Origin of the sequence: Bordetella trematum (assembly GCF_900078335.1) — a bacterium.
GTDB lineage: Bacteria > Pseudomonadota > Gammaproteobacteria > Burkholderiales > Burkholderiaceae_B > Bordetella > Bordetella trematum.
This window is the reverse complement of sequence record NZ_FKBR01000018.1, coordinates 35,541-58,091: the sequence shown is the minus strand read 5'-3', so window position 1 is coordinate 58,091 and position 22,551 is coordinate 35,541. Positions and strand designations below refer to the sequence as shown.

Here is a 22,551-nt window from a genome sequence, read left to right as displayed (position 1 = left end):
TTTTACCGGCTTGCGCCGCAAGTTTGGGCGATAATGCCAGTCATTTCTCAATTTCTGGGGGTGGAGCAAGCCCATCCCCCGACAGGTAAGCGACATGAATTCCCCGATTGATCCCGCCATCGTGATGCCCGATGTCCAGAGTTCGCTTGACACGCGGCACATCCCGATCCAGCGCGTGGGCATCCGTGGTGTGCGCCACCCCATGCTCGTGCAGGCCGGCGACGGCTCGGTCCAGCCCACCGTGGCCAACTGGACCCTCACGGTCGCGCTGTCGGCCGAAGAAAAGGGCACCCATATGTCCCGCTTCGTGGCCTTGCTGGAGAAGTACCGCAGCATTCCCATGACGCCGGCGCTGTTTGCCGAGATGGCGCGCGAAATGCTGCCCCTGCTGCAAGCCGAGCGAGGCGACCTGACCGCAACCTTCCCGTACTTCGTGAACAAATCGGCGCCGGTGTCCGGTGTGCAGAGCCTGCTGGACTACGAGACGACCTGGGTGGCGCGTGCTGCCGGTGACCAGGTGGAGTTCGAGCTGCGCGTGCTCGTTCCGGTCACCAGCCTGTGCCCCTGCTCCAAGGCGATCTCCGAGTATGGCGCGCACAACCAGCGCTCGCACGTCACGGTGTCGGCCATCCTGCAGGATGAGATCAGCCTGGATGCCATCATCCGCCTGGTCGAGGACGAGGCTTCCTGCGAGTTGTGGGGCCTGCTCAAGCGTCCGGACGAGAAATTCGTCACTGAGCGCGCCTACGACAACCCCAAATTCGTCGAAGACCTGGTGCGCGATGTGGCGGCCCGCCTGAAGGCCGCGCCGCAGATTGCGCGCTTCTGTGTCGAGGCCGAAAATTTCGAGTCCATCCACAACCATTCCGCCTACGCGGTGGTCGAGGGCTGACCGACGACTCCGGCCGCAGGGTCGGCATAAAAAAAGGCCACGGAAATTTCGTGGCCTTTTTTGCGTCCGGCCTTCTGCGGGCGGGGGAGCAAGCACGGGGCAGCCGTTGCGTGCGTCTGGCACGCCAGCCCGTGTTCAGGCCAGGCGTGTAAGATGCGGCCGGCCGGCGCCGGGTGGCGTCGGATTTCACTTCTGTCTGTTGTCGTATCGATATGCCTTTGGATGCCGCCGCCCGCGAGTGGCCCCTGATTGCCCGTTTTCAGCGTCGCGAGGCCTTGCTGGCCGAGCGCTTCACCGCGGGCAGCCGCTGGCGCACGGCGCTTTATGAGTTTCTGCGTTTCGGGCTCAAGCAAGCCTGGGCCTGTCTGTTCGGCGGGCTGATGTGCGCCTTGCTGCTGGCCACCCATTGGTGGTATCCGGCGCAGGCGGAGCTGGCCCGCTACGATTTCCTGACCCTGGCAGCCATCGGCCTGCAGGGGGCGCTCATCATGGCGCGGCTGGAGACCTGGGACGAAGCCAAGGTCATCCTGCTGTTTCACCTCACCGGCACGGCCATGGAGCTGTTCAAAACCGCTGCCGGTTCGTGGCTCTACCCTGAGGCCAGTCTGTTGCGTGTCGGCGGCGTGCCGCTTTTTACCGGTTTCATGTATGCGGCCGTCGGCAGCTATCTGGCGCGCGTCTGGCGGCTGTTCGATTTCCGGTTCAGCCAGCATCCTCCGATGGGGATGCTGTTGTTGCTTTCGGGGGCGATTTACCTCAATTTCTTTTCGCATCATTACATCCCGGATCTGCGTTACCTGCTCTTTGGCTGGACGGCCTGGATGTTCCGTCGCACCTGGGTGCATTTCCGCATCTGGCGTGTCCACCGGCGCATGCCTTTGCTGCTGGGATTTGTTCTGGTGGCGCTTTTCATCTGGCTGGCAGAGAATATCGGCACGTTTGCGCAGGCCTGGCGCTATCCCAACCAGGCCGACGGCTGGCAGCTGGTGTCGCTGGCGAAGCTGGGCTCCTGGTTCCTGCTGATGATCATCAGCTATACCCTGGTGTGCCTGGTGAACCGGCCCCAACGATATTCGGGCGCCATCGTCCGGATGGCCCCGGCGCGTTGACCCTCTTTTATCCGCTTGCGTAAAGAAAGCGCATGAGTGATAATCGAGGGCTTTCTTGCTCGCACCATTTTCATGGCGGGCTGCCCCTTGCGTGGGTTTTACATGTTCCTGCGCGAGACATCCACAAGGAGTAATACATGCGTCACTACGAAGTAGTGTTCATCGTGCACCCCGATCAGAGCGAGCAAGTGCCCGCCATGGTCGAGCGCTACCAAGGTCTCGTCACCGGCCAGGAAGGCACGGTGCATCGTCTGGAAGACTGGGGCCGTCGTCAACTGGCCTATCCGATCCAGAAGCTCGTCAAGGCACACTACGTGTGCATGAACATCGAGTGCAACCAAAGCACTCTGGACGAACTGGAGCATTCCTTCCGCTACAACGACGCCGTGCTGCGTCACCTCGTCATCAAGACCAAGAAGGCCCCCGCCGGCGCTTCGGTCATGATGAAGTCGGTCGAGCGTGAAGAAGCCCGCAAGGCGTCGGCAGAAGCCGCCGCTGCCCAGGCTGAATAAAGGATAAGGTCGGAATCGTCGAAGCTGAATCGGCAAGCGGGCGCGGCAGTGCGGCGCCCGATGCGCGGAAAACCATGAATCAACTGCAGCTCAGCGTGCGCGTACTTGAATGCGAGCCGCTGCGGCATACCCCGGCAGGGGTCGCGGCCCTGGAATTGCTTCTGGGCCATGAGTCGGAAGTCATCGAGGCGGGCATGCCCCGCCGGGTGGAACTGACCATCAATGCAGTGGCGCTTGGGGATATCGCGCAGATGCTGGCCGGTGTGGCACTAGGCACGGAATTGCAGGTGACGGGGTTTCTTGCCCCGGTCCGCAAAGACGCCGTCAAGCTGAAGCTGCATCTGCAGCGAGCCCGTAAAACGGGCGGCAGCGGTGGCGCCGATCCGGTGTCAGCCTGAGGCCCGACAGGCTCCGACCCAGGACAGATCATGGCGGCCAGGCTCGTCAAGCGCCCGGTCCCAAACAAACTTAGAGGCACATATCATGGCTTTCTTCGGAAAACGCAAAGAGAAACGCAAATTTACGCAGCAGAACCCGCTGTTCAAGCGCCGCAAGTTCTGCCGCTTCACGGCCGCCGGCGTTGAAGAGATCGACTACAAGGATCTCGATACCCTGCGCGACTTCGTGCAAGAAAACGGCAAGATCATTCCGGCTCGTCTGACCGGTACCCGGGCAATCTACCAGCGCCAGCTGGACTCCGCCATCAAGCGCGCGCGCTTCCTGGCTCTGCTGCCCTACACCGACAACCACAACTAATCCGGGGCAACGTCATGCAAGTTATCCTGCTCGAAAAAGTCGTTAATGTGGGCAACCTCGGTGAAGTCGTGCGTGTGCGTGATGGCTACGCCCGCAACTTCCTGATCCCCCAGAAGAAGGCCCGTCGCGCCACCGAAGCCGCGCTGAAGGAATTCGAAGCCCGTCGTGCCGAACTGGAAAAAGTTCAGGCCGAGAAGCTGGCTGCCGCCCAGGCTCTGGGTGAGCGTCTGGCTGGCTATCAGCTGAAGGTTGCCCAGAAGGCCGGCGTTGACGGCCGTCTGTTCGGCTCGGTCACCAATGCCGACATCGCCGAAGGCCTGCGCGCCGCCGGCTTTGCCGACATCGAAAAGGGTCAGGTCCGCCTGCCCAACGGCCAGCTCAAGACCATTGGCGAGTTCCCCATCCAGCTCGCCCTGCACGCCGACGTCGTGGTCGACGTGGTGGTGCTGGTCGAAGGCGACATGCACTGATCGCCCGCGATCCGCGTTGAAAAAAGCCGGCCGGGTGCCGGCTTTTTTCTTAACGCCTGCGATTGCTTATAGTTGAGCCTGCGGCGCCGCGCCGCGATTGCCGTCAGAATTGTCGAGGAATTGCGTGACTCAAAGACCGTTACACCATAATGCGCCGCCTGGTTTGCGGGAGTGGTTGCAAGGCCCTGAAGCCGCACAGGTGAAATCGGTCAAGGAAGTCACCATCGATGGGGTGCGCTGTGTCGTCAAGCGGCGCAGACCTGGCGTCGGGCGCGGCGTCAGCTATGTGCTGCGCTATGTGCGCGCACTGTTGCTGGCCATCGCCTGCAAAATAACGTTGGGCGAGTTTCCCCGGCCGGGCGTGCTGTTGCGCAATGGCCTGGATTATGAGGCGGCGCGCCTGCGCCGCCTGGCGCAGGCCGGTTGCCGGGTGCCGGAGGTCTGGTGGCAGGAGCCCGGGCTGGTGGTGCTGGAGCATGTCGGCGACGACCTGCCGTATTTTCTGCGCCGCACGGATGATGCGTCGCGGCTGCGCCTGATCCGCATGCTGGCCGCCGATCTGGCGGCGTTTCACGTGCGGGGGTTCTGGCATGGCGGTGCGCAGGTGCGCAACGTCACCATGCGCGACGCCCTGCTGTGGCGCATCGATTTCGAAGAGAACATTGGCGCCGCGCTGTCGCTGCCGCTGACCCAGGCCTATGATCTCTATCAGACCTTGAGTTCCGTCGTGTCCTTGAGCAAGATGCCGCCCGAACAGGTGCCCGTGATGGGTAAACTGGTCTTAGATACCTATTTCGAGGTCAATCCCGACCCCGCCGTGCGCAACGCCTTGAAACGCATGGCGTGCGTGACCTGCGGGGTGGCCCGTCTGCTCAAACCCCTGGCCGGCAAAATGCCGTGGCGCGATGTGCGCGCCTTTTTCCAGGTGACCGATACGCTGAGGTTAGTACTGCAATGAATACGTCCGCCGATCCCCAACTCGAGTACCTGCGCGTACCGCCGCACTCGATCGAGGCTGAACAATCGGTCCTGGGGGGGCTGTTGCTGGACAACAGTGCCTGGGATCGCATTGCCGATGTCCTGACCGAAGAAGAGTTCTATCGCCATGACCACCGCCTGATCTGGCAGCACATCGCACGCCTGATTTCCCTGGCTCGCCCGGCTGACGTGATTACGGTCAACGAGTCGCTGGCCAGTGCCGGGAAATCCGAAGAAGTGGGCGGGCTGGCCTATCTGAATGCCCTGGCGCACAACACGCCTTCGGCAGCCAACATCCGCCGCTATGCGGAAATCGTGGCCGAGCGCGCCACCCTGCGCAAGCTGGTGTCGATTGCCGATGAGATCTCGGCGGCGGCGCTCAATCCGCAAGGCAAGGAGGCGCGCCAGCTGCTCGACGAGGCCGAGTCCAAGGTTTTCAAGATTGCCCAGGAGGGCGCCAAGGGTTCGGGCGGCTTTCAGGAAATCCAGCCGCTGCTCACACAGGTGGTCGAGCGCATCGATGAGCTGTATCACCGGGATTCGGAATCCGATGTCACCGGCGTGCCTACCGGTTTTGCCGATCTGGACAAGATGACTTCCGGGTTGCAGCCGGGCGACCTGGTCATCGTGGCCGGGCGTCCCTCGATGGGGAAAACCTCGTTCTCCATGAACATCGGCGAGCACGTGGCGATCGAGCAGGGGCTGCCGGTGGCCGTGTTCTCCATGGAAATGGGTGCGGTACAGCTCGCCATGCGTATGCTGGGCTCGGTCGGGATGCTGGATCAGCACCGCATGCGGACCGGCAAGCTGGTGGCCGAAGACTGGCCCCGCGTCACACACGCCGTGCAGCTGATGCAGGATGCACAGGTCTATATCGATGAAACCCCGGCGCTGTCGGCCATGGAGGTGCGCGCGCGCTCACGCCGGCTGGCACGTCAGTGCGGCCAGTTGGGCCTGATCATCATCGACTATATTCAGCTGATGTCGGCCAGCATTCCGGGTGAGAACCGGGCCACGGAGATTTCCGAGATCAGCCGGTCTCTCAAGGGGCTGGCCAAGGAGTTGAACTGCCCGTTGATCGCGCTGTCGCAGCTCAACCGCAGTCTGGAGCAACGCCCCAACAAACGTCCGGTGATGAGCGACCTGCGCGAATCGGGCGCCATTGAACAGGACGCTGACGTGATTCTGTTCATCTATCGCGACGAGGTCTACAACCCCGATTCGCCGGACAAGGGCACGGCCGAGATCATCATCGGCAAGCAGCGTAACGGCCCCATCGGCACCGTGCGCCTGACCTTCCAGGGCATGAGCACGCGCTTCCTGAATTTCTCGGCGGCGCCGCAATACTGAGGCCGTTGGCGGTTGCGCCGGGCCGTCAGCCGGCGCGGCGTCCGTAGCGCGTGGCCAGCACGGCGCATACCATCAGTTGCAACTGGTGGAACAGCATCAGCGGCAGCACGATCGCGCCGACCGCCTGGCCGGCGAAAATCACCTGAGCCATCGGGATCCCGCTGGCCAGGCTTTTCTTGGATCCGCAGAACAACAGCGTGATGCGATCTTCGAGGCTGAAACCCAGCACCCGCCCGAGCACTTCGGAGCCGGCCAGTGCCAGCGCCAGCAGCAGCGCGCAGGCCAGCAGCAGGGCCAGCAGTGCGGGGATGGGGGTGGTGTGCCAGAGCCCTTCGTTGACGGCCTCCGAGAAGGCTGTATAGACCACCAGCAGGATCGAACCCTGGTCCACCCATTTGAGCAGGGCCTTGCGCCGATGCACCCAGGCCCCCAGCCAGGGACGCAGCACCTGGCCCAGCACGAAAGGCAACAGCAGCTGCAGCATGATCTTGCCGACCGCATCGAAGGATATCGGCGCCGACGACGCGGCGCTGGCCAGCACCAGGCCCACCAGCAGGGGCGTCACGAAGATGCCCAGCAGGCTGGAGGCCGAGGCGCTGCATACCGCGGCTGGGACGTTGCCGCGCGCCATCGAAGTAAAGGCGATGGCCGACTGCACGGTGGCCGGCAGGCAGCAGAGAAACAGCACCCCGAGGTACAGCTCGGTGGTGACCAGCGGTTCGAGCAGCGGCCGCAACGCCAGACCCAGCAGCGGGAACATCACAAAGGTGGCCGAGAAGATCGTCAGATGCAGGCGCCAGTGGGTCACGCCGGCGACGATGGCCTCGCGCGACAGCCGGGCGCCGTGCAGGAAGAACAGCAGCGCCACGGCCAGGTTGGTGATCCAGCTGAATATTTCCACACCCTGGCCGTGTGCCGGCAGCATGCTGGCCAGCGCGACGGTAAAGATCAGCATCAGGGTGAAGCGGTCAGGCAGGAAGCGAAGGGACATGGGACAGGAAACCGGTCTGCGGAAAAAGTGAACGGTATTGTAGGAGGCCCTGCCGGCCGGAGCGGTCAGCGCAATGTCAGGCTGGCGTCATGGATAGCGCCAGATCAAAGGCCGCCTGCAGCGACCGTGCATCCGCAAGGCCTTGGCCCGCAATGTCAAAGGCGGTGCCGTGATCCACGCTGGTGCGTACGAAAGGCAGGCCGACGGTCACGTTCACGCCGTGGTCGATGCCGAGATACTTCACCGGGATGAGCCCCTGGTCGTGATACTGCGCGACCACGATATCGAATTCGCCGCGCCGTGCGCGCATGAAAATGGTGTCGCCCGGCCAGGGGCCGCTGGCGTCGATGCCCTGGGCGCGTGCCGCAGCCACTGCCGGTGCGATGATGTCGATGTCTTCGCGGCCGAATTTCCCGTCCTCGCCGGCGTGCGGATTCAGCCCCGCCACGGCGACGCGCGGCTGCGCCACGCCCATCCGGCGGCAGGCCTGGTCGGCCAGGCGGATGGCCTGCATCTCGGCCTGCGCAGTAATGCGCGCAGGTACCTCGGCCAGGGCGATATGGATGGTCACCAGCAGCACGCGCAGCTCGTCGTTGGCCAGCATCATGGCGTAATGCTCGGTGCCGGATCGTTCGGCCAGGATCTCGGTGTGGCCGGGTTGGTCGATGCCGGCCAGATGCATGGAGTGCTTGCTCAAGGGGGCAGTGACGATGGCACGGATCTGGCCGGCCTGGGCCGCATCGATGGCGCGGCAAAGGTAGTCGTAGACGCCCTGGCCGGCGACTGCCGTCGGGCGTCCCGGGGGGAGATCGGCCGGCAGGGCGGCGCCGGCCTGTATCACCTCGATCTGGCCCGGTGTGCAGGCGGCTTGCGCGGGGGAAGCGATTTCGCGAACGCGGCACGCGATGCCGAGCATCCTGGCCGCGCGCCTGAGCGCGCCTGCGTCGCCGAACACGATTGCGGGCGCCGGCAGGCCGTGAGCAAAGGCCTTGACGATGATTTCGGGGCCGATGCCGGCGGCATCGCCCATGGTGAAGCCGACAGGCAGCATGATGGAAGCGGGGTCAGGGTTGAAAACAATCGATCAGGCAGATGCTACACCGGAAAAAAAAACGGCCCTGCGTGTGCAGGGCCGTCGTGGCGGGCTGAGGGGCGGTCAGAGCACGTCGCCGGCGTAGTCGGCCAGGCGCGAGCGTTCGCCACGCTGCAGCGTGACGTGACCGGCATGCGGCCAGCCCTTGAAGCGGTCGACCACGAAAGTCAGGCCCGAGCTGCCCTCGGTAAGGTAGGGCGTGTCGATCTGGGCGATGTTGCCCAGGCAGACTACCTTGGTGCCCGGGCCGGCGCGGGTAATGAGCGTCTTCATCTGCTTGGGCGTGAGGTTCTGCGCTTCGTCGATGATGAGGTACTTGTTGAGGAAGGTGCGCCCACGCATGAAGTTCAGTGACTTGACCTTGATGCGCGAACGGATCAGCTCCATGGTGGCGGCGCGGCCCCAGTCGGCATTGCCTTCGCCATCGCCCATGTTGAGCACGTCGAGGTTGTCCTCGAGCGCGCCCATCCAGGGCAGCATCTTCTCTTCTTCGGTGCCCGGCAGGAAGCCGATATCTTCGCCCACCGGGACGGTCACGCGGGTCATGATGATTTCGGTGTAACGCTTGGTCTCCAGCACCTGGGTGATGCCGGCGGCCAGGGCCAGCAGGGTCTTGCCGGTGCCGGCCTGACCGAGCAGCGACACGAAATCGCATTCCGGGTTCATCAGCAGGTTCATGGCGAAGTTCTGCTCGCGGTTGCGCGCCGTGATGCCCCAGACATTGTTCTTGCCGTGGGTGTAGTCGCGCAGGGTCGCCAGCACGGCCGTCTTGCCGCTGACTTCGCGCACCTGCGCGTAGAGCGGCATCTGGCCTTCGAAGTACACGAACTGGTTGACCACGAACTGGGCGCACAGCGGCCCGCGGATGCGGTAGAAGGTCGTGCCGCCTTGCTGCCAGGATTCGACATCCTTGCCGTGCCGGTTCCAGAAGCTTTCGGGCAGCGCCATCACGCCGCTGTAGAGCAGGTCGGAGTCTTCCAGTACCTGGTCGTTGAAGTAATCTTCCGCGGCCAGGCCGAGTGCGCGCGCCTTCAGGCGCATGTTGATGTCCTTGGACACCAACGTCACTTCGCGTTGCGGGAATTTCTCGGCCAGCGCCCGCACCACGCCCAGGATCTGGTTGTCGGCCTTGCCCATGGGCAGATCCGAGGGCAGGGTGCTGTGGATCGCGGTCGTCTGCAGGCGCAGGCGGCCGGTGGCGTCTTTGTTGCCCAGCTTGTCCAGCGGGATGCCTTCGTCGAGCTGGGTGGTGTCCTGCACCAGCGCGTCCAGCGAGCGGCTGACCTGACGCGCGTTGCGCGCCACTTCCGACATGCCCTTTTTCTGATGGTCGAGTTCTTCCAGCGTCATCATGGGCAGGAAGATGTCGTGTTCCTCGAAGCGGAACAGCGATGACGGGTCGTGCAGCAGCACGTTGGTGTCGAGCACGAACAGCTTGGGCGCTTCCTGCGTCTTGCCGGCGGGCTTGCTCTTGCTGGTGCGCGTGCTCGGGGCCGGCGTCTTGGCGGGCGCGGCCGCTTTCGGCTGGGCGGCCTTGGTTGCGCGTGGCGCAGTCTTCTTGGCTGCAGGCGCAGGCGCGCCCGCAGGGGCAGCGGTCTTGGCCGTTGCGGTCTTCTGGCGGGCCTGGGCCGGCGCGATACCGTCGAGCTCCGGTTGCAGCGGGGCGGCGCTGGGCGCCTCGGCGGGGGCTGCGGCAGCGTCGGCGGCTTCCCCCGAGGGGAAGCTCAGAATCGCTGCGGGGCGAGTCGGCATCTTCGGAAGCGGCATGAGGGTCGATCTCCTGTGTGGGCCTGCTGAAATGGCGGTACGTGGATGCGCTGGCGGATCAACCGATGCTCTGGGCCGCCTGGAGAACTTCCTTGGCGTGACCCGGGACCTTGACCCCGCGCCATGCCTGCACCAGAACGCCCTGGGCGTCGATCAGAAACGTGCTGCGCTCGATTCCACGTACCTGTTTGCCATACATATTCTTCTGCTTCATGACGCCGAACAGATTGCACACGGCTTCGTCGGTGTCGGCAATCAGGGGGAAGGGCAGTTCGTGCTTGGTCTTGAAGTTCTCGTGCGACTTGAGCGAGTCGCGCGACACGCCGATCACGATTGCGCCACTGGCCAGGAAGTCCGCATGCAGGTCGCGGAAGTCCTGGCTTTCCGTGGTGCAGCCGGGCGTGTTGTCCTTGGGGTAGAAATAAAGCACGACGGTACGGCCCAGGCATTGCTCGAGGCTGATGGGGCCGATGGTGCTTTCTGCGCTGAACTGGGGCGCGGGCTTGCCGATGATGGCAGTCATGCGGGGAGGTCTCCGTGGGTGGGCAGCAGGGCGACGACCACGCGCCGGCCTTCCGCCATCAGGATGTTGTAAGTGCGGGCGGCGGCCTGGGTGTCCATGACTTCGACGCCCACCCCGGCGATCAGCAGTGGGGTGAGCAGGCTGGGCGCCAGCAGACGCTGGCGCAGGCCGGTGCCGACGATCAGGACTTCCGGGGTGCGCTCGGTGCGCTGCAGGCCCGGGATTTCGGGTGCGTCCAGGAATGCCAGGGGATCGGCGGGGGCGGCGACCAGGCCAGCGGCCTGCTGAAGATGGGCGGCGGTGATGTCGGCGGCGGCGCGCACGGGCCACTCGGCGACTTCGCCCTCGGGGCCGAAGGCGACCGAGTGGGAATACTTGATCTTGTTGACCTCAACGTAGTCCTCGCCATAGGCGGTGACAGTGTTGAGCGTCGTCGCAGGGTCGGTATGCAGCTTCAATAAATACTCCGGCTAGACGTGTCCCATGATAGCGCATCGGACTTTCTGCATGTTGCTGCAGATCCACTCGCAGTCGGGGGACGGAACCTACGGCATTTGCCGGGCAGGCGGGCTTGCGATAGATTACAAGGTTTTGTTGCACTGCAAGCGCGCGGCAGCCGATTTTCCCCGCCTCGCGCCATTCCTTCATCCCGCCCTCGCCACTTAGGATCCATCCCATCATGAGGAAGTTCTCCCGCATTGAGCGCCTGCCGCCCTACGTTTTCAACATTACCGGTGAGCTCAAGATGGCAGCACGGCGGCGCGGGGAGGACATCATCGACATGTCGATGGGCAACCCCGACGGGCCCACGCCCAAGCATATCGTCGACAAGCTGGTCGAGGCATCCACGCGGCCGACCACCCATGGCTATTCGGTGTCGCGCGGCATTCCGCGTCTGCGCAAGGCAATCTGTGACTGGTATCTGCGCCGCTATGATGTCGAGCTGGACCCCGATTCCGAAGCCATCGTCACCATCGGTTCCAAGGAGGGCCTGGCGCACCTGATGCTGGCAACCATGGATCGGGGCGATACCGTGCTGGTGCCCAATCCGAGCTATCCGATCCATATCTATGGCGCCGTCATCGCCGGCGCCAATATCCGCTCGGTTCGCATGACGCCGGGCGTGGATTTCTTCGAGGAACTGGAGCGCGCCGTGCGCGAGTCCATTCCCAAGCCGAAGATGATGATTCTCGGCTTCCCCAGCAACCCGACCGCGCAGTGCGTCGATCTGTCGTTCTTCGAGCGCGTGGTAGCGCTGGCCAAAGAGCATGACATCCTGGTGGTGCATGATCTGGCCTATGCCGACATCTGCTTTGACGGCTATGTGGCGCCGTCCATCATGCAGGTGCCGGGCGCGCGCGATGTGGCTGTCGAGTTTTTCACCATGAGCAAGAGCTACAACATGGCGGGCTGGCGTATCGGCTACATGGTGGGCAATCGCGAACTGGTGAGCGCGCTGGCGCGCATCAAGAGTTATCACGACTACGGCACCTTCACGCCGATCCAGGTGGCTTCGATCGCCGCCCTGGACGGCCCGCAGGATTGCGTGTCGGAAATCGTGCAGCAGTATCAGAGCCGTCGCGACGTGTTGGCGCGCGGCCTGCATGAAGCCGGTTGGAATGTGGAGATTCCGAAGGCGTCCATGTACATATGGGCGCAGATCCCAGAACCCTACAGGGCGATGGGCTCTTTGGAGTTTGCCAAGCGTGTCCTGTCGGATGCGAAAGTGGCCGTCTCTCCCGGGATCGGCTTCGGCGAATATGGCGACGATTATGTCCGCTTCGCTCTTATCGAAAACGAGCAGCGCACCCGACAGGCGGTGCGCGGCATCAAAGATATGTTCCGCAAGGACGGTTTGTTGAAATGAATCCGATGAAGGTAGGTTTGTTGGGCCTGGGCGTCGTGGGCGGCGGCACGTGGAGCGTGCTGACTCGTAACGCCGAGGAGATTGCGCGCCGCGCCGGGCGTCGCATCGAAGTCAGCCGCATCGCCGTGCGCGATGTGGCCAAGGCGCGTGCCCGGGTAGGCGAGGGCGTGGACATCTCGACCGACGTGCACGGTCTGGTGCGCGATCCCGAGGTCGATATCGTGGTCGAGTTGATCGGCGGCGATACCCTGGCCCGTGAGCTGGTGCTCGAGGCGATTGCCAATGGCAAGCATGTGGTCACGGCCAACAAGGCCTTGCTGGCCAAGCATGGCAACGAGATTTTCGCCGCGGCGTCCGAGCGCGGCGTGATGGTGGTTTTCGAGGCCGCCGTGGCCGGTGGCGTGCCCATCATCAAGGCGATTCGCGAGGGCCTGACGGCCAACCGCATCCAGTGGGTGGCCGGCATCATCAACGGCACCACCAATTTCATTCTCTCGGAAATGCGTTCGCGCGGGCTGCCGTTCGCCGAGGTGCTGGCCGAGGCGCAACGCCTGGGCTATGCCGAGGCCGATCCGACGTTCGACGTCGAGGGCGTGGATGCCGCCCACAAGCTGACGCTGCTCGCTTCGCTGGCCTTTGGCATTCCGGTGCAGTTCGAGCGCGCCCACATCGAAGGGATCTCGCAACTGGCCCAGGAAGACATTGCCCATGCCGAGCGACTGGGCTATCGCATCAAACTGCTGGGGATCACCAAGCGATGCCCCAACGGCATCGAGCTTCGCGTGCATCCGGCACTGGTGCCGGCCGAGCGGCTGTTGGCCAATGTCGAAGGCGCGATGAACGCGGTGCTGGTCTCCGGCGACGCGGTCGGCCCGACGCTGTATTACGGCCAGGGCGCCGGTGAGGAACCGACCGCCTCGGCCGTGGTGGCCGATCTGGTGGACGTCACGCGCCTGCACACGGCCGATCCGGGCAATCGCGTGCCGCACCTGGCCTTCCAGCCGGACGCGATGTCGGATACCCCCATCCTGCCCATCGAGGAGGTCAACACCTCCTACTATTTGCGCCTGCGCGTGGAAGACCGCCCGGGCGTGCTGGCCGATATCGCCCGCATCCTGGCCGACCGCGGCATTTCTATCGGCTCGATGATCCAGGAACCCTCGGCCACCGAAGGCGCCGATATCATCTTCCTGACCCACGAAGCGCTCGAAGGCAATGTGAACCAGGCCATCGAGTGCATCGAGGCGCTGCCTTTCGTGCGTTCGAAGGTGACGCGCCTGCGCATGGAGAATCTCACGTGAAGTATGTGTCCACCCGTGGCGGCATGGCGCCGCAGGCCTTCTCGGACATCCTGCTGGAGGGCCTGGCGCCCGATGGCGGGCTGGCCGTGCCCGAATCATTGCCGCAGATCGACGCCGCGACGCTGGCGTCCTGGCGCGGCCTGTCCTATGCAGAGCTGGCCTGCGAAGTGCTGTCGCGCTTTGCCACCGACATCCCGCGCGAGGATCTGGCCCGCCTGACCGAGGCGGCCTACAACGATCAGGTGTTCTCCAGCGAGGACATCGTGCCGTTGCGGCCCTTGGCCGGCGGGCTGCAGCTGCTGGGTCTGTCCGAAGGGCCGACGTTGGCCTTCAAGGACATGGCGATGCAGTTCCTGGGCCAGGTGTTCGAGTATGTGCTGACCCGTCGCGGCACGACGTTGAACATTGTCGGCGCCACCTCGGGCGACACCGGCTCGGCCGCCGAGTACGCGCTGCGTGGCAAGCAGGGGATCGGGGTGTTCATGCTCTCGCCGCATGGCCGCATGAGCGCCTTCCAGCGCGCCCAGATGTACTCGCTGCAGGACGAGAACATTCACAACCTGGCAGTCAAGGGCGTGTTCGACCAGGCGCAGGATATCGTCAAGGCGCTGGCTGGCGATCTGGCCTTCAAGAGTCGTTATCGCATCGGAGCCGTCAACTCCATCAATTGGGCCCGTATCGCAGCCCAGGTGGTGTATTACTTCCACGGCTGGCTGCGCGCCACCACGCAGGCCGGACAGGAAGTCTCGTTCGCGGTGCCTTCGGGCAACTTCGGCAACATCCTGTCGGGCCATATTGCGCGCAGCATGGGCTTGCCCATCCGTCGTCTGGTGTTGGCCACCAACGAGAACAACGTCCTGGAAGAGTTCTTCCGTACCGGCGTGTATCGTCCGCGCAGCCCGGCCCAGACCTACGCGACGTCCAGCCCGTCGATGGACATTTCGCGCGCCTCCAACTTCGAGCGCTTTGTCTACGATCTGGTGGGTCGCGATGGCGAGCGTGTGCGGGCCCTGTGGGCCGAGCTGGCAGACAAGGGCAGCTTCGATCTGTCGGCGCACCAGGCCTCGTTTGCCGAGCAGTATGGCTTCGTGGCGGGGCAGAGCTCGCACGAAGAACGTGTCGGCACCATTCGCAACGTGTTCGACGAGACGGGCGTGCTGATCGATCCCCACACCGCCGATGGCGTGAAGGTGGCGCGCGATTACATCGAGCCGGGCGTGCCCATGCTGGTGCTCGAGACGGCGCTGCCGGCAAAGTTCAGCGAAACCATCGAGGAGGCGCTGGGCCGTCCGGTGCCGCCGCCTGCCGAGCTGGCCGATCTGGAGTCCCTGCCGCAGCGGGTCACGGTGATGGATTGCGACCTGCAACAGGTGCGCGCTTTCATCGAGGCACACGCCAAGGTCTGAAGTCCGGTTCGCTTCTGCATGTCAAGACCCCGCCCAGCGATGGGCGGGGTTTTTTTATTCGGCATGTTACGTGTACCGTGCCTGCCCCGATTTTTGATTACAGCCGTTCGCAATTTCCCGACAACCCGTCACGGCCTGCGATTTTGATCCGGCCTACAGTGGTTGGACGTAGAACTCAGGAGGAAATGCCATGAAACGGATTTTTCTGCTCCCGGCTGCGGCTGGCTTTGCCCTGTTGGCCGCCTGCTCTTCGCCGTCGGTGATCGAGCGCGAAGATGGCAGTCAGGTGATCACTCCGGATACACCGAAGTACGACGAAGATTCCGGGATGTACGAAACCGAGCGCGACGGACGCAAGGTCCAGATCAACAAGGACGACGTCAAGTCGATCGAGGAAGTGAAATAAGCCCCTGGCCGGCGGCATCTTGCCGCCGGCCAGGGCTGGTCGCTCAGTCCTTGGCCTGGGCGTGGTACTGGGCCACGCGTTCGACCTCGTTGCGCGAGCCGAGGATCACGCTGACACGCTGGTGCAGTTGGTCGGGCTGGATGTCCATGATGCGCTGATCGCCATTGATCGAGGCGCCGCCGGCCTGCTCCACGATGAAGCTCATCGGGTTGGCTTCGTACATGAGGCGCAGCTTGCCGGCCTTGCCCGGCTCGCGGGCATCCCAGGGATACATGAAAATGCCGCCGCGGGTCAGGATGCGATGCACGTCGGCCACCATGGAGGCGATCCAGCGCATGTTGTAGTCCTTGCCCAGGGGGCCGGTCTTGCCGGCCAGGCAATCGTCGATATAGCGCTTTACCGGGGGTGCCCAGTGGCGCATGTTCGACATGTTGATGGCGAACTCCTTGGTGTCCGCAGGGATGGTCATCTCTTCGTGGGTCAGCACCCAGGAGCCCATCTCGCGGTCGAGCGTGAAGCCGACCACGCCATTGCCGATGGTCAGCACCAGCATGGTCTGCGGGCCATAGACGGCATAGCCGGCCACCACCTGATCGCGTCCCGGCTGCAGGAAGTCGGCTTCGGTCACTTCGGAACCGGCCACATGATGCGGGGCGCGCAGCACCGAGAAGATGGTACCGATCGACACGTTCACGTCGATGTTCGAGGAGCCATCGAGCGGGTCGAACAACAACAGGTATTCGCCTTTGGGATAGCGGTTCGGAATGCGATGGATGGTCTCCATTTCCTCGGAGGCCATGGCCGCCAGATGGCCGCCCCATTCATTGGCTTCGAGCAGGATTTCATTGGACATGACGTCCAGCTTCTTCTGCACTTCGCCCTGTACGTTCTCGCTTTGCAGGCTGCCCAGCACGCCGCCCAGCGCACCTTTGCTGACGGCATGGCTGATGGCCTTGCAGGCGCGCGCCACGACTTCGATCAGCAACCGGACTTCGGGCGCGATCGCTTTGGCCGAACGTTGCTGTTCGACCAGATATTGAGTGAGGGTTTTGCGTTTCATTCGGGTTCCTATGCGGAAAACTCAAGGGCTTTGGATACGATTTCGGCGACGTTGCGCGACAGGCCGGCATGCGCCTGCACCCGCTCCAGCGCGGCGCGCATGGATTGGCGCAACACCGGGGTGTAGCGCGACCAGTTGTCCAGCACGCGAGTCAGGCGCGCGGCGATCTCGGGGTTCAGGGCGTCCAGCGCCAGCACTTGCTCGGCCCAGAAGGCATAGCCGCTGCCGTCGGGCTGGTGCATGCCGCTCGGGTTGTTGAGGCAGAACTGGAAAATCAGGGCGCGGGCGCGGTTCGGATTGCGCAGCGTGAAGGCCGGGTGGGCCATCAGCTGGCGGATCTCGGTCAGGCCGTGGCGGCGCACCGTGGCCTGCAGTGCGAACCACTTGTCGACCACCAGGGGGTCTTCCTGCCAGCGAGTATAGAACTCTTCCAGCGCGGCCTTTGCCGCGGCCGGCTCGGCGTCGTTGGCCAGGCAGCCCAGCGCAGCCAGGCTGTCGGTCATGTTGTCGGCCTGGGCATACTGCTGCTGCGCCAGTGCCTGGGCGCCTTCGACGCCGCCGGCCATGAGATAGGCCAGCGCGAGATTCTTGAGCGCGCGTTGGCCAGCCGGCCCGGGAGCGGGGCTGTAGGCGCCGCTCACCTGGTTGGCGGCAAATGCGGCTTGCCAGGACGCAGCCAGCCCCCGGCCGAGTTCGGCGCGCAGATGATTGCGGGCCTGGGCCAGCGCGCACGGGTCGATGGCCGTCATGCGCTCGGCAAGGGTTCTTTCCGCCGGCAGCGTCAGGGCGCGGGCGCGATAGCCGGCGTCCAGCGTCGGGTCGCTCAGCAGCGCGTGCCAGGCCGCCACGAAAGCGGGCGCAACCTGCATCGGCTGTCCGGCCTGGTACTGCGCGGTCAGCGCCAGCAACTGCCTGCTGGCCAGCTCCTGGCCGGCTTCCCAGCGCGCGAACGGATCGGTGTCATGGGCCGACAACAGCGCCAGCTCGGCGTCCTGCCAGTCGTACTCCACGATCACCGGCGCGGAGAACCCGCGCAGCAAAGATGGGACGGGCGGCTCGGCGATATCGTCGAACGTCCAGCTGGCACGGGCCTCGCGCAGCTCCAGCAGTACGGTGTCTTGGGGCGCGGCATCCGCCAGGCGCAAGGGCAGGGCACGGCCCTGCCGGTCAAGCAGGCCGAGGGCGAACGGAATGTGAAAAGGCTGCTTCTGCAGGGATTCGCCGGCGCGTTTTTCCACCCCGACCGGTGCGCAGTGTTGCGCCAGGGTGACAGTCAGGCGTCGGTTGGCGGCGTTATGTTCGAGCGTGACGGTCACGCGCGGCGTGCCGGCCTGGCGGTACCAGTTGCGGAATACGGCCAGATCGCGGCCCGGATGCAGTTCCTGGTACACCGCTTCCATGGCATTGACGAAATCATCGCAGGTGACGGCCTGGCCGTCGTGGCGCCGGAAATACTCGTCCATGCCGGCGCGAAAACCTTCTGCGCCCAGCAGGGTGTGCTGCATGCGGATGACTTCGGCGCCTTTCTCGTAGACCGTGGCAGTGTAGAAGTTGCCGATCTCCTGGTAGCTGTCAGGCCGGATGGGGTGTGCCATGGGGCCGGCGTCTTCGGGAAACTGCGCGGCGCGCAGGGCCACCACATCGTCGATGCGCTTGACGGCGCGGGCGCTTGCGGCTGCGGCCGGCGGCAGGCCCTGCGCCATCATATCGGCGCTGAATTCCTGGTCACGGAAGACGGTCAAGCCTTCCTTGAGGCTGAGCTGGAACCAGTCGCGGCAGGTGACGCGGTTGCCGGTCCAATTATGGAAATACTCGTGCCCGATGACCGATTCAATGGCTTCGTAGTTGGCGTCAGTGGCGGTCTGGGGATCGGCCAGGACATAGGCCGCGTTGAAAATATTCAGGCCTTTGTTTTCCATCGCACCCATGTTGAAGTCGCGCACAGCGACCACCATGAAGCGATCCAGGTCCAGTTCGAGGCCGAAGCGGGTCTCGTCCCAGCGCAAGGCGCGTTCGAGGGATTCGAGGGCCCATTGGCTGCGCGCGGCCGCGCCCGGATCGACGTAGATCTGAAGCAGGACTTCGCGCCCGGAGCGGGTGCGCACGGTTTTCTCGCGCAGGTCGAAGTTGCCGGCCACCAGCGCAAACAGATAGGAAGGCTTGGGGTGGGGGTCTTCCCAGCAGGCTTGCTGGCGCCCGTCTGGCAGCTGTGTGGTTTCGAGCAGATTGCCGTTGGACAGCAGCATGGGGTAGCGTGCATCGGCGCGCAGCGTCACCCGGTAGCGCGCCATCACATCGGGGCGATCGGCAAACCAGGTGATGCGTCGGAACCCCTCCGCTTCGCATTGCGTGAAGAAACTGCCGCCCGACACGTACAGGCCCATCAGCGTAGAATTGGCCGCAGGCCGGCAGCGGCTGGCAATTTGCAGCGTGCACAGCGGCGGCAGCCCGTGCACGAGCAGGCGCGTGTCATCCAGCTGGTATTGCGAAGCCGGCCAGTCGCGGCCATCGACGCGCAGGGAAACCAGTTCCAGCGCTTCGCCATCGAGCTCCAGCACCGCGTCGGCGGCGGCTTCGGGGCGGCGCTCCAGGCGCATGGTGCTGCTCACCAGTGTGTTGTCGGGGTCCAGATCGAATTCAAGGGCGATGTCGGGAATCGCAAAAGGATAGGGTTGATAGTCCTTGCGATAGACGGTGGGCGACGAGTCAGTGCGCATGAAAACCCTCGAATAAACAATCGGTGAGGCCGTATTGTAGTTGCAGGCGGCGGCGCTGCTACGGTAGGCATCCACCATCGTGGTAAGAAACCTTTTTCAGCCTTATCGGTCGAATTTACGTCGCGGATGGAACTCAAGGGAGTGCGAAGATGAGCAACAAATTAGGTGTCGCCTTGCAGCGGCCATTATGGCGCAGGGTGGCGGCCATGTCGTTGGCCGTGGCTGCGGTTTCCCTTGCCAGCGGTTGCGCCACGCCTACGGTCGCCGCCCGCGTGACGTCTTTTCAGCAATGGCCGCAGGGCGTCCAGGGGCAGACCTATGGTTTCCAGCCCGCTGACGCGTCGCAGGTGAACAACCTCGAATATCAGTCGTTTCAGGACATGGTGAGAGCGGGGATCGGGGCGACCGGGCTGGTAGAAGCGCGTGAAGGTCAGAAACCACGGTTCACCGTCAGTTTCACTTATGGCGTGACGCAGACGCAGGTCATGGTGCCGCGTCCTTATGATCCCTATTTTTATGGGGGCTACGGCTACGGCCCGCGCTGGCCAGGGCCCTGGGGGCCGTTCTGGGGACCGGATTGGGTGGAGGTGCCTGCGGTGGCTTTCAGGAACAACCTCGACCTGCATATCCGTGACATGGAGCGCGGCGGAGCTGAGGTATATCGATCGCGTGCCTATATCGTCAGCGAGCAACAGGACCTGCTGCGTGCGATGCCGTATCTGGTACGCGCCATTTTCGATAACTTCCCGGGCAATAATGGTTCCGAACGCGAGGTGGAATTGCCCGCCGGACTATAGCGTCCCTGTTTTGCGGAAGGCAGACGACTGCCGCAAAAGCAACGGCGCCCATTGGGCGCCGTTGCTTTTGCCGTTATGGAATCAACGGGATTACTTAATGAGGAAGTCCTCGCGGCTGACGCCCTTGCTTTCTTCGGCAGCCAGCCAGCGCGGCGCTTTGCCTCGCCCGCTCCAGGTTTCGCCGGTCTGGGGGTGGCGGTACTTGGGGGCGACGGCGCGCTTGGCCGGGGTTTCTGCGGCGGTTTTGCGGCGCGGCGTGCGGGTGGTTTTGCCCGCGCTGCCCATGGCGGCGACGATTTCTTCGGGCGTGATGCTGTACTCGCGCATCAGCTTCACGATGTCGGCGATCACCGGTTTGCGGCGGCGCGTTTGAAGGGCTTCGGCGCGCTTCTGGAGGCGGGTGATCTCTTTTTCAATCTTGGCTTGCTGCGCTGCGTAACTCTCTCGGGGCATGTCTGTTTCCTAGTTATGGACTTGGATTCGCCGGTTTACTTGTTATGTTTTAGTTGTTTTTCAATAATACAGAAATTGTCTTCGGTAGTCTGTATTTTCTTTCGCGTCATTCAAAGGATAGTTGTTTCAGAAGTGTTCGGAAGTGACTATTCATGCGTATTTATCAGAAAGTTCTCCTCATGTGGTTTTCCTCCCGATTCCCCTTTCATCAGGCCGGGAATCTTGCCTAGGCAGTTTGTTTTGCCTGCATAGGCATGCCGCTTCAGGCATGGCCTTGCGCATGAGCCAGGAGGCGAAAGAGCGCTGCCGGTTATGTTATCGCCGCGCATAAAGGGAAGATTCCGAGCCATGTTCAGGATCTATTCATGTCTGTAAAGCGATTAATACGCTATTGCGATGCGTGCAACGCAGTGTTCTATTTTGCTTAATAAGGGCGTTCTCTATTTTCGTATTGGTCAGGTCGTATGATGAGTTGTCGTGCGCTTAATTGAATACAGCAGTGAATGCTATTGTCATGGTCGCCTGAAATGGCGCCGTTCCAGCGAGCCCCCGAACAGCGGTACGATAGCGGCTGAACGCCGCGCCCTTGTCCTGCATCGGCAGGTGGGCCGCCGAGTTATCTCAACGGAATTCCATGAAACTGAACGATCCCGCGATTCAATCCCTGGCGACGGCCAAGTCGCTGCTGCTCGACCCCTGGATGCTGACCGAGGCTGACCTGGCCCGTGCCCTGGGTGAGATTTTTACGCACAAGGTCGATTACGCAGACCTGTATTTCCAATACACGCGCAGCGAGGGTTGGAGCCTGGAGGAGGGCATCGTCAAGACGGGCAGCTTCTCTATCGGGCAGGGTGTCGGTGTGCGTGCGGTCTGCGGCGAAAAGACCGCCTTCGCCTATTCCGATTCGCTTTCGCCGCAGGCTTTGCTGTCCTCGGCGCAGGCCGTGCGCGGGATTGCCCGGCAAGGCGCAGGCAAGGTGAAGGTGGCCGCGCACCGTCCGGTCGATGACAGCCGCAGCCTTTACGCGAGCATCGATCCGCTGACCACGCTAAGCGCCGCCGACAAGGTGGCCTTGCTGGAGCGGCTGGAGCGGATGGCGCGCGCCCGCGATCCACATGTCATACAAGTCATGGCCGGGCTGGGCGCCGAGTACGACGTGGTGCTGGTGGCCGGCAGCGATGGCCGGCTGGCCGCAGATGTTCGTCCCCTGGTGCGCTTGTCGCTGACCGTGATCGCCGAGCGCGATGGCCGGCGCGAAATGGGGCATGCCGGCGGCGGCGGGCGCAGCGGTCTGGAGTTCTTTTCCGAAGAGGTGTTGCGCGATTACGTCGAACGCGCGGTGCACGAGGCCCTGGTCAACCTGGAGGCGCGTCCCGCGCCCGCCGGGGAAATGACCGTGGTGCTGGGTTCGGGCTGGCCCGGGATTCTGCTGCACGAGGCCGTCGGGCATGGTCTGGAAGGCGATTTCAACCGCAAGGGCTCCAGCGTATTCTCCGGGCGGGTCGGGCAGCGGGTGGCTTCCAAGGGCGTGACGGTCATCGACGACGGTACGTTGCCGGGACGCCGGGGCTCGCTCAACATCGATGACGAAGGCAATGCCACGCAGCGCAATGTGCTGATCGAAGACGGTATCTTGCGCGGCTACATGCAGGACACCCTCAATGCGCGTCTCATGAAGACCCAGGCCACGGGCAATGGCCGGCGCGAATCGTTCGCGCATCTGCCCATGCCGCGCATGACCAACACCTACATGCTGGGTGGCGACAAGGCTCCCGAGGAAATCATCGCATCGGTCAAGAAAGGCCTGTATGCCGTCAATTTCGGGGGTGGCCAGGTCGATATCACCAGCGGCAAGTTCGTGTTCTCCGCATCGGAGGCCTACATGATCGAGAATGGCAAGGTGACCTACCCGGTCAAGGGCGCCACGCTCATTGGCAACGGGCCGGACGCCATGACCCGGGTCGACATGATCGGCAACGACATGCGCCTGGATTCCGGCGTCGGCACGTGTGGCAAGGAAGGCCAGAGCGTACCGGTCGGAGTCGGGATGCCGACCTTGCGCATGGAGGGTCTGACCGTGGGCGGCACGGCCTGAGAAGGCTT

Annotated in this window: 22 protein-coding genes; 14 read left to right on the top strand and 8 right to left on the bottom strand. The window is 63.6% G+C overall.

The window, feature by feature from the left end; genetic code table 11:
* The first annotated feature begins 94 nt into the window (after positions 1-94).
* The 8 genes from folE2 to A7V84_RS08590 all read left to right on the top strand — a co-directional run bounded on the left by folE2 (position 95) and on the right by A7V84_RS08590 (position 6,067).
* Positions 95-892 carry a GTP cyclohydrolase FolE2 gene (gene folE2, locus A7V84_RS08625; RefSeq protein ID WP_025514490.1) on the top strand — a complete coding sequence of 266 codons (798 nt, stop codon included), beginning with the start codon at positions 95-97 and terminating at the stop codon, positions 890-892.
* A 275-nt stretch (positions 893-1,167) separates the two neighbouring features.
* On the top strand, positions 1,168-2,001 hold the full coding sequence (locus A7V84_RS08620) for a DUF817 domain-containing protein (protein WP_231886810.1): 834 nt from the start codon (positions 1,168-1,170) through the stop codon (positions 1,999-2,001).
* 137 nt (positions 2,002-2,138) lie between these two features.
* Entirely contained in the window at positions 2,139-2,513 is a 375-nt protein-coding gene (gene rpsF, locus A7V84_RS08615) for a 30S ribosomal protein S6 (RefSeq protein WP_025514494.1), read from the top strand.
* 74 nt (positions 2,514-2,587) lie between these two features.
* Complete coding sequence (gene priB / locus A7V84_RS08610) at positions 2,588-2,911, top strand: primosomal replication protein N (RefSeq protein ID WP_025514495.1); 324 nt, start codon at positions 2,588-2,590, stop codon at positions 2,909-2,911.
* Positions 2,912-2,996: 85 nt separating this feature from the next.
* On the top strand, positions 2,997-3,269 hold the full coding sequence (gene rpsR, locus A7V84_RS08605; RefSeq protein WP_005012641.1) for a 30S ribosomal protein S18: 273 nt from the start codon (positions 2,997-2,999) through the stop codon (positions 3,267-3,269).
* A 14-nt stretch (positions 3,270-3,283) separates the two neighbouring features.
* Entirely contained in the window at positions 3,284-3,739 is a 456-nt protein-coding gene (gene rplI, locus A7V84_RS08600; RefSeq protein ID WP_025514505.1) for a 50S ribosomal protein L9, read from the top strand.
* 124 nt (positions 3,740-3,863) lie between these two features.
* Positions 3,864-4,697, top strand: coding sequence for a BUD32 family EKC/KEOPS complex subunit (locus A7V84_RS08595; protein ID WP_063492367.1), 834 nt, complete (start codon positions 3,864-3,866; stop codon positions 4,695-4,697).
* The gene (locus tag A7V84_RS08590; RefSeq protein WP_025514509.1) at positions 4,694-6,067 is read left to right on the top strand and encodes a replicative DNA helicase; all 1,374 of its coding nucleotides are present in this window, start codon (positions 4,694-4,696) and stop codon (positions 6,065-6,067) included. Before A7V84_RS08595 ends, A7V84_RS08590 begins: the two co-directional genes overlap by 4 nt.
* Positions 6,068-6,092: 25 nt before the next feature.
* On the opposite strand, the gene A7V84_RS08585 is transcribed toward A7V84_RS08590, so the two are convergent.
* From A7V84_RS08585 to A7V84_RS08565, 5 genes are all read right to left on the bottom strand, one after another.
* The gene (locus A7V84_RS08585; protein WP_025514510.1) at positions 6,093-7,058 is read right to left on the bottom strand and encodes a bile acid:sodium symporter family protein; all 966 of its coding nucleotides are present in this window, start codon (positions 7,056-7,058) and stop codon (positions 6,093-6,095) included.
* A gap of 76 nt (positions 7,059-7,134) precedes the next feature.
* Positions 7,135-8,109 carry a 4-hydroxythreonine-4-phosphate dehydrogenase PdxA gene (gene pdxA / locus A7V84_RS08580; protein WP_063492366.1) on the bottom strand — a complete coding sequence of 325 codons (975 nt, stop codon included), beginning with the start codon at positions 8,107-8,109 and terminating at the stop codon, positions 7,135-7,137.
* A 105-nt stretch (positions 8,110-8,214) separates the two neighbouring features.
* Positions 8,215-9,918, bottom strand: coding sequence for a PhoH family protein (locus A7V84_RS08575; RefSeq protein ID WP_025514514.1), 1,704 nt, complete (start codon positions 9,916-9,918; stop codon positions 8,215-8,217).
* Between the two features lie 58 nt (positions 9,919-9,976).
* Positions 9,977-10,441 carry a peroxiredoxin gene (locus tag A7V84_RS08570; protein WP_025514516.1) on the bottom strand — a complete coding sequence of 155 codons (465 nt, stop codon included), beginning with the start codon at positions 10,439-10,441 and terminating at the stop codon, positions 9,977-9,979.
* Positions 10,438-10,899 (bottom strand): Mth938-like domain-containing protein, encoded by a 462-nt coding sequence (locus A7V84_RS08565; RefSeq protein ID WP_033534885.1) that lies wholly within the window; start codon positions 10,897-10,899, stop codon positions 10,438-10,440. Before A7V84_RS08565 ends, A7V84_RS08570 begins: the two co-directional genes overlap by 4 nt.
* Before the next feature lie 221 nt (positions 10,900-11,120).
* Here A7V84_RS08565 and alaC point away from each other — a divergent pair, with 221 nt between their 5' ends.
* The 4 genes from alaC (at position 11,121) to A7V84_RS08545 (ending at position 15,421) form a co-directional block, all read left to right on the top strand.
* On the top strand, positions 11,121-12,308 hold the full coding sequence (gene alaC / locus A7V84_RS08560) for an alanine transaminase (protein ID WP_025514519.1): 1,188 nt from the start codon (positions 11,121-11,123) through the stop codon (positions 12,306-12,308).
* Positions 12,305-13,609 (top strand): homoserine dehydrogenase, encoded by a 1,305-nt coding sequence (locus A7V84_RS08555; protein ID WP_025514521.1) that lies wholly within the window; start codon positions 12,305-12,307, stop codon positions 13,607-13,609. The genes alaC and A7V84_RS08555 overlap by 4 nt, the downstream gene beginning before the upstream one ends.
* A complete protein-coding gene (gene thrC / locus A7V84_RS08550) occupies positions 13,606-15,015 on the top strand; it encodes a threonine synthase (RefSeq protein ID WP_063492365.1) in 1,410 nt (469 codons plus the stop codon). The genes A7V84_RS08555 and thrC overlap by 4 nt, the downstream gene beginning before the upstream one ends.
* A gap of 190 nt (positions 15,016-15,205) precedes the next feature.
* Positions 15,206-15,421: a YgdI/YgdR family lipoprotein gene (locus tag A7V84_RS08545; RefSeq protein ID WP_025514525.1), complete on the top strand. Its 216-nt coding sequence runs from the start codon at positions 15,206-15,208 to the stop codon at positions 15,419-15,421.
* Between the two features lie 43 nt (positions 15,422-15,464).
* Here A7V84_RS08545 and A7V84_RS08540 read toward each other — a convergent pair whose 3' ends face one another.
* Positions 15,465-16,481, bottom strand: coding sequence for a class 1 fructose-bisphosphatase (locus A7V84_RS08540; RefSeq protein ID WP_025514527.1), 1,017 nt, complete (start codon positions 16,479-16,481; stop codon positions 15,465-15,467).
* Between the two features lie 8 nt (positions 16,482-16,489).
* The gene (pepN, locus tag A7V84_RS08535) at positions 16,490-19,198 is read right to left on the bottom strand and encodes an aminopeptidase N (protein ID WP_033534929.1); all 2,709 of its coding nucleotides are present in this window, start codon (positions 19,196-19,198) and stop codon (positions 16,490-16,492) included.
* Positions 19,199-19,404: 206 nt separating this feature from the next.
* On the opposite strand from pepN, the gene A7V84_RS08530 reads away from it, so the two are divergent.
* Complete coding sequence (locus A7V84_RS08530; RefSeq protein ID WP_051348219.1) at positions 19,405-19,995, top strand: DUF4136 domain-containing protein; 591 nt, start codon at positions 19,405-19,407, stop codon at positions 19,993-19,995.
* Between the two features lie 90 nt (positions 19,996-20,085).
* Here the strand turns inward: A7V84_RS08530 and A7V84_RS08525 are convergent, their stop codons facing one another.
* Positions 20,086-20,448, bottom strand: a complete 363-nt coding sequence (locus A7V84_RS08525; RefSeq protein WP_025514530.1) for an H-NS histone family protein — start codon at positions 20,446-20,448, stop codon at positions 20,086-20,088.
* 634 nt (positions 20,449-21,082) lie between these two features.
* Here A7V84_RS08525 and tldD point away from each other — a divergent pair.
* On the top strand, positions 21,083-22,543 hold the full coding sequence (tldD, locus tag A7V84_RS08520) for a metalloprotease TldD (RefSeq protein WP_025514532.1): 1,461 nt from the start codon (positions 21,083-21,085) through the stop codon (positions 22,541-22,543).
* Positions 22,544-22,551: the final 8 nt, after the last annotated feature.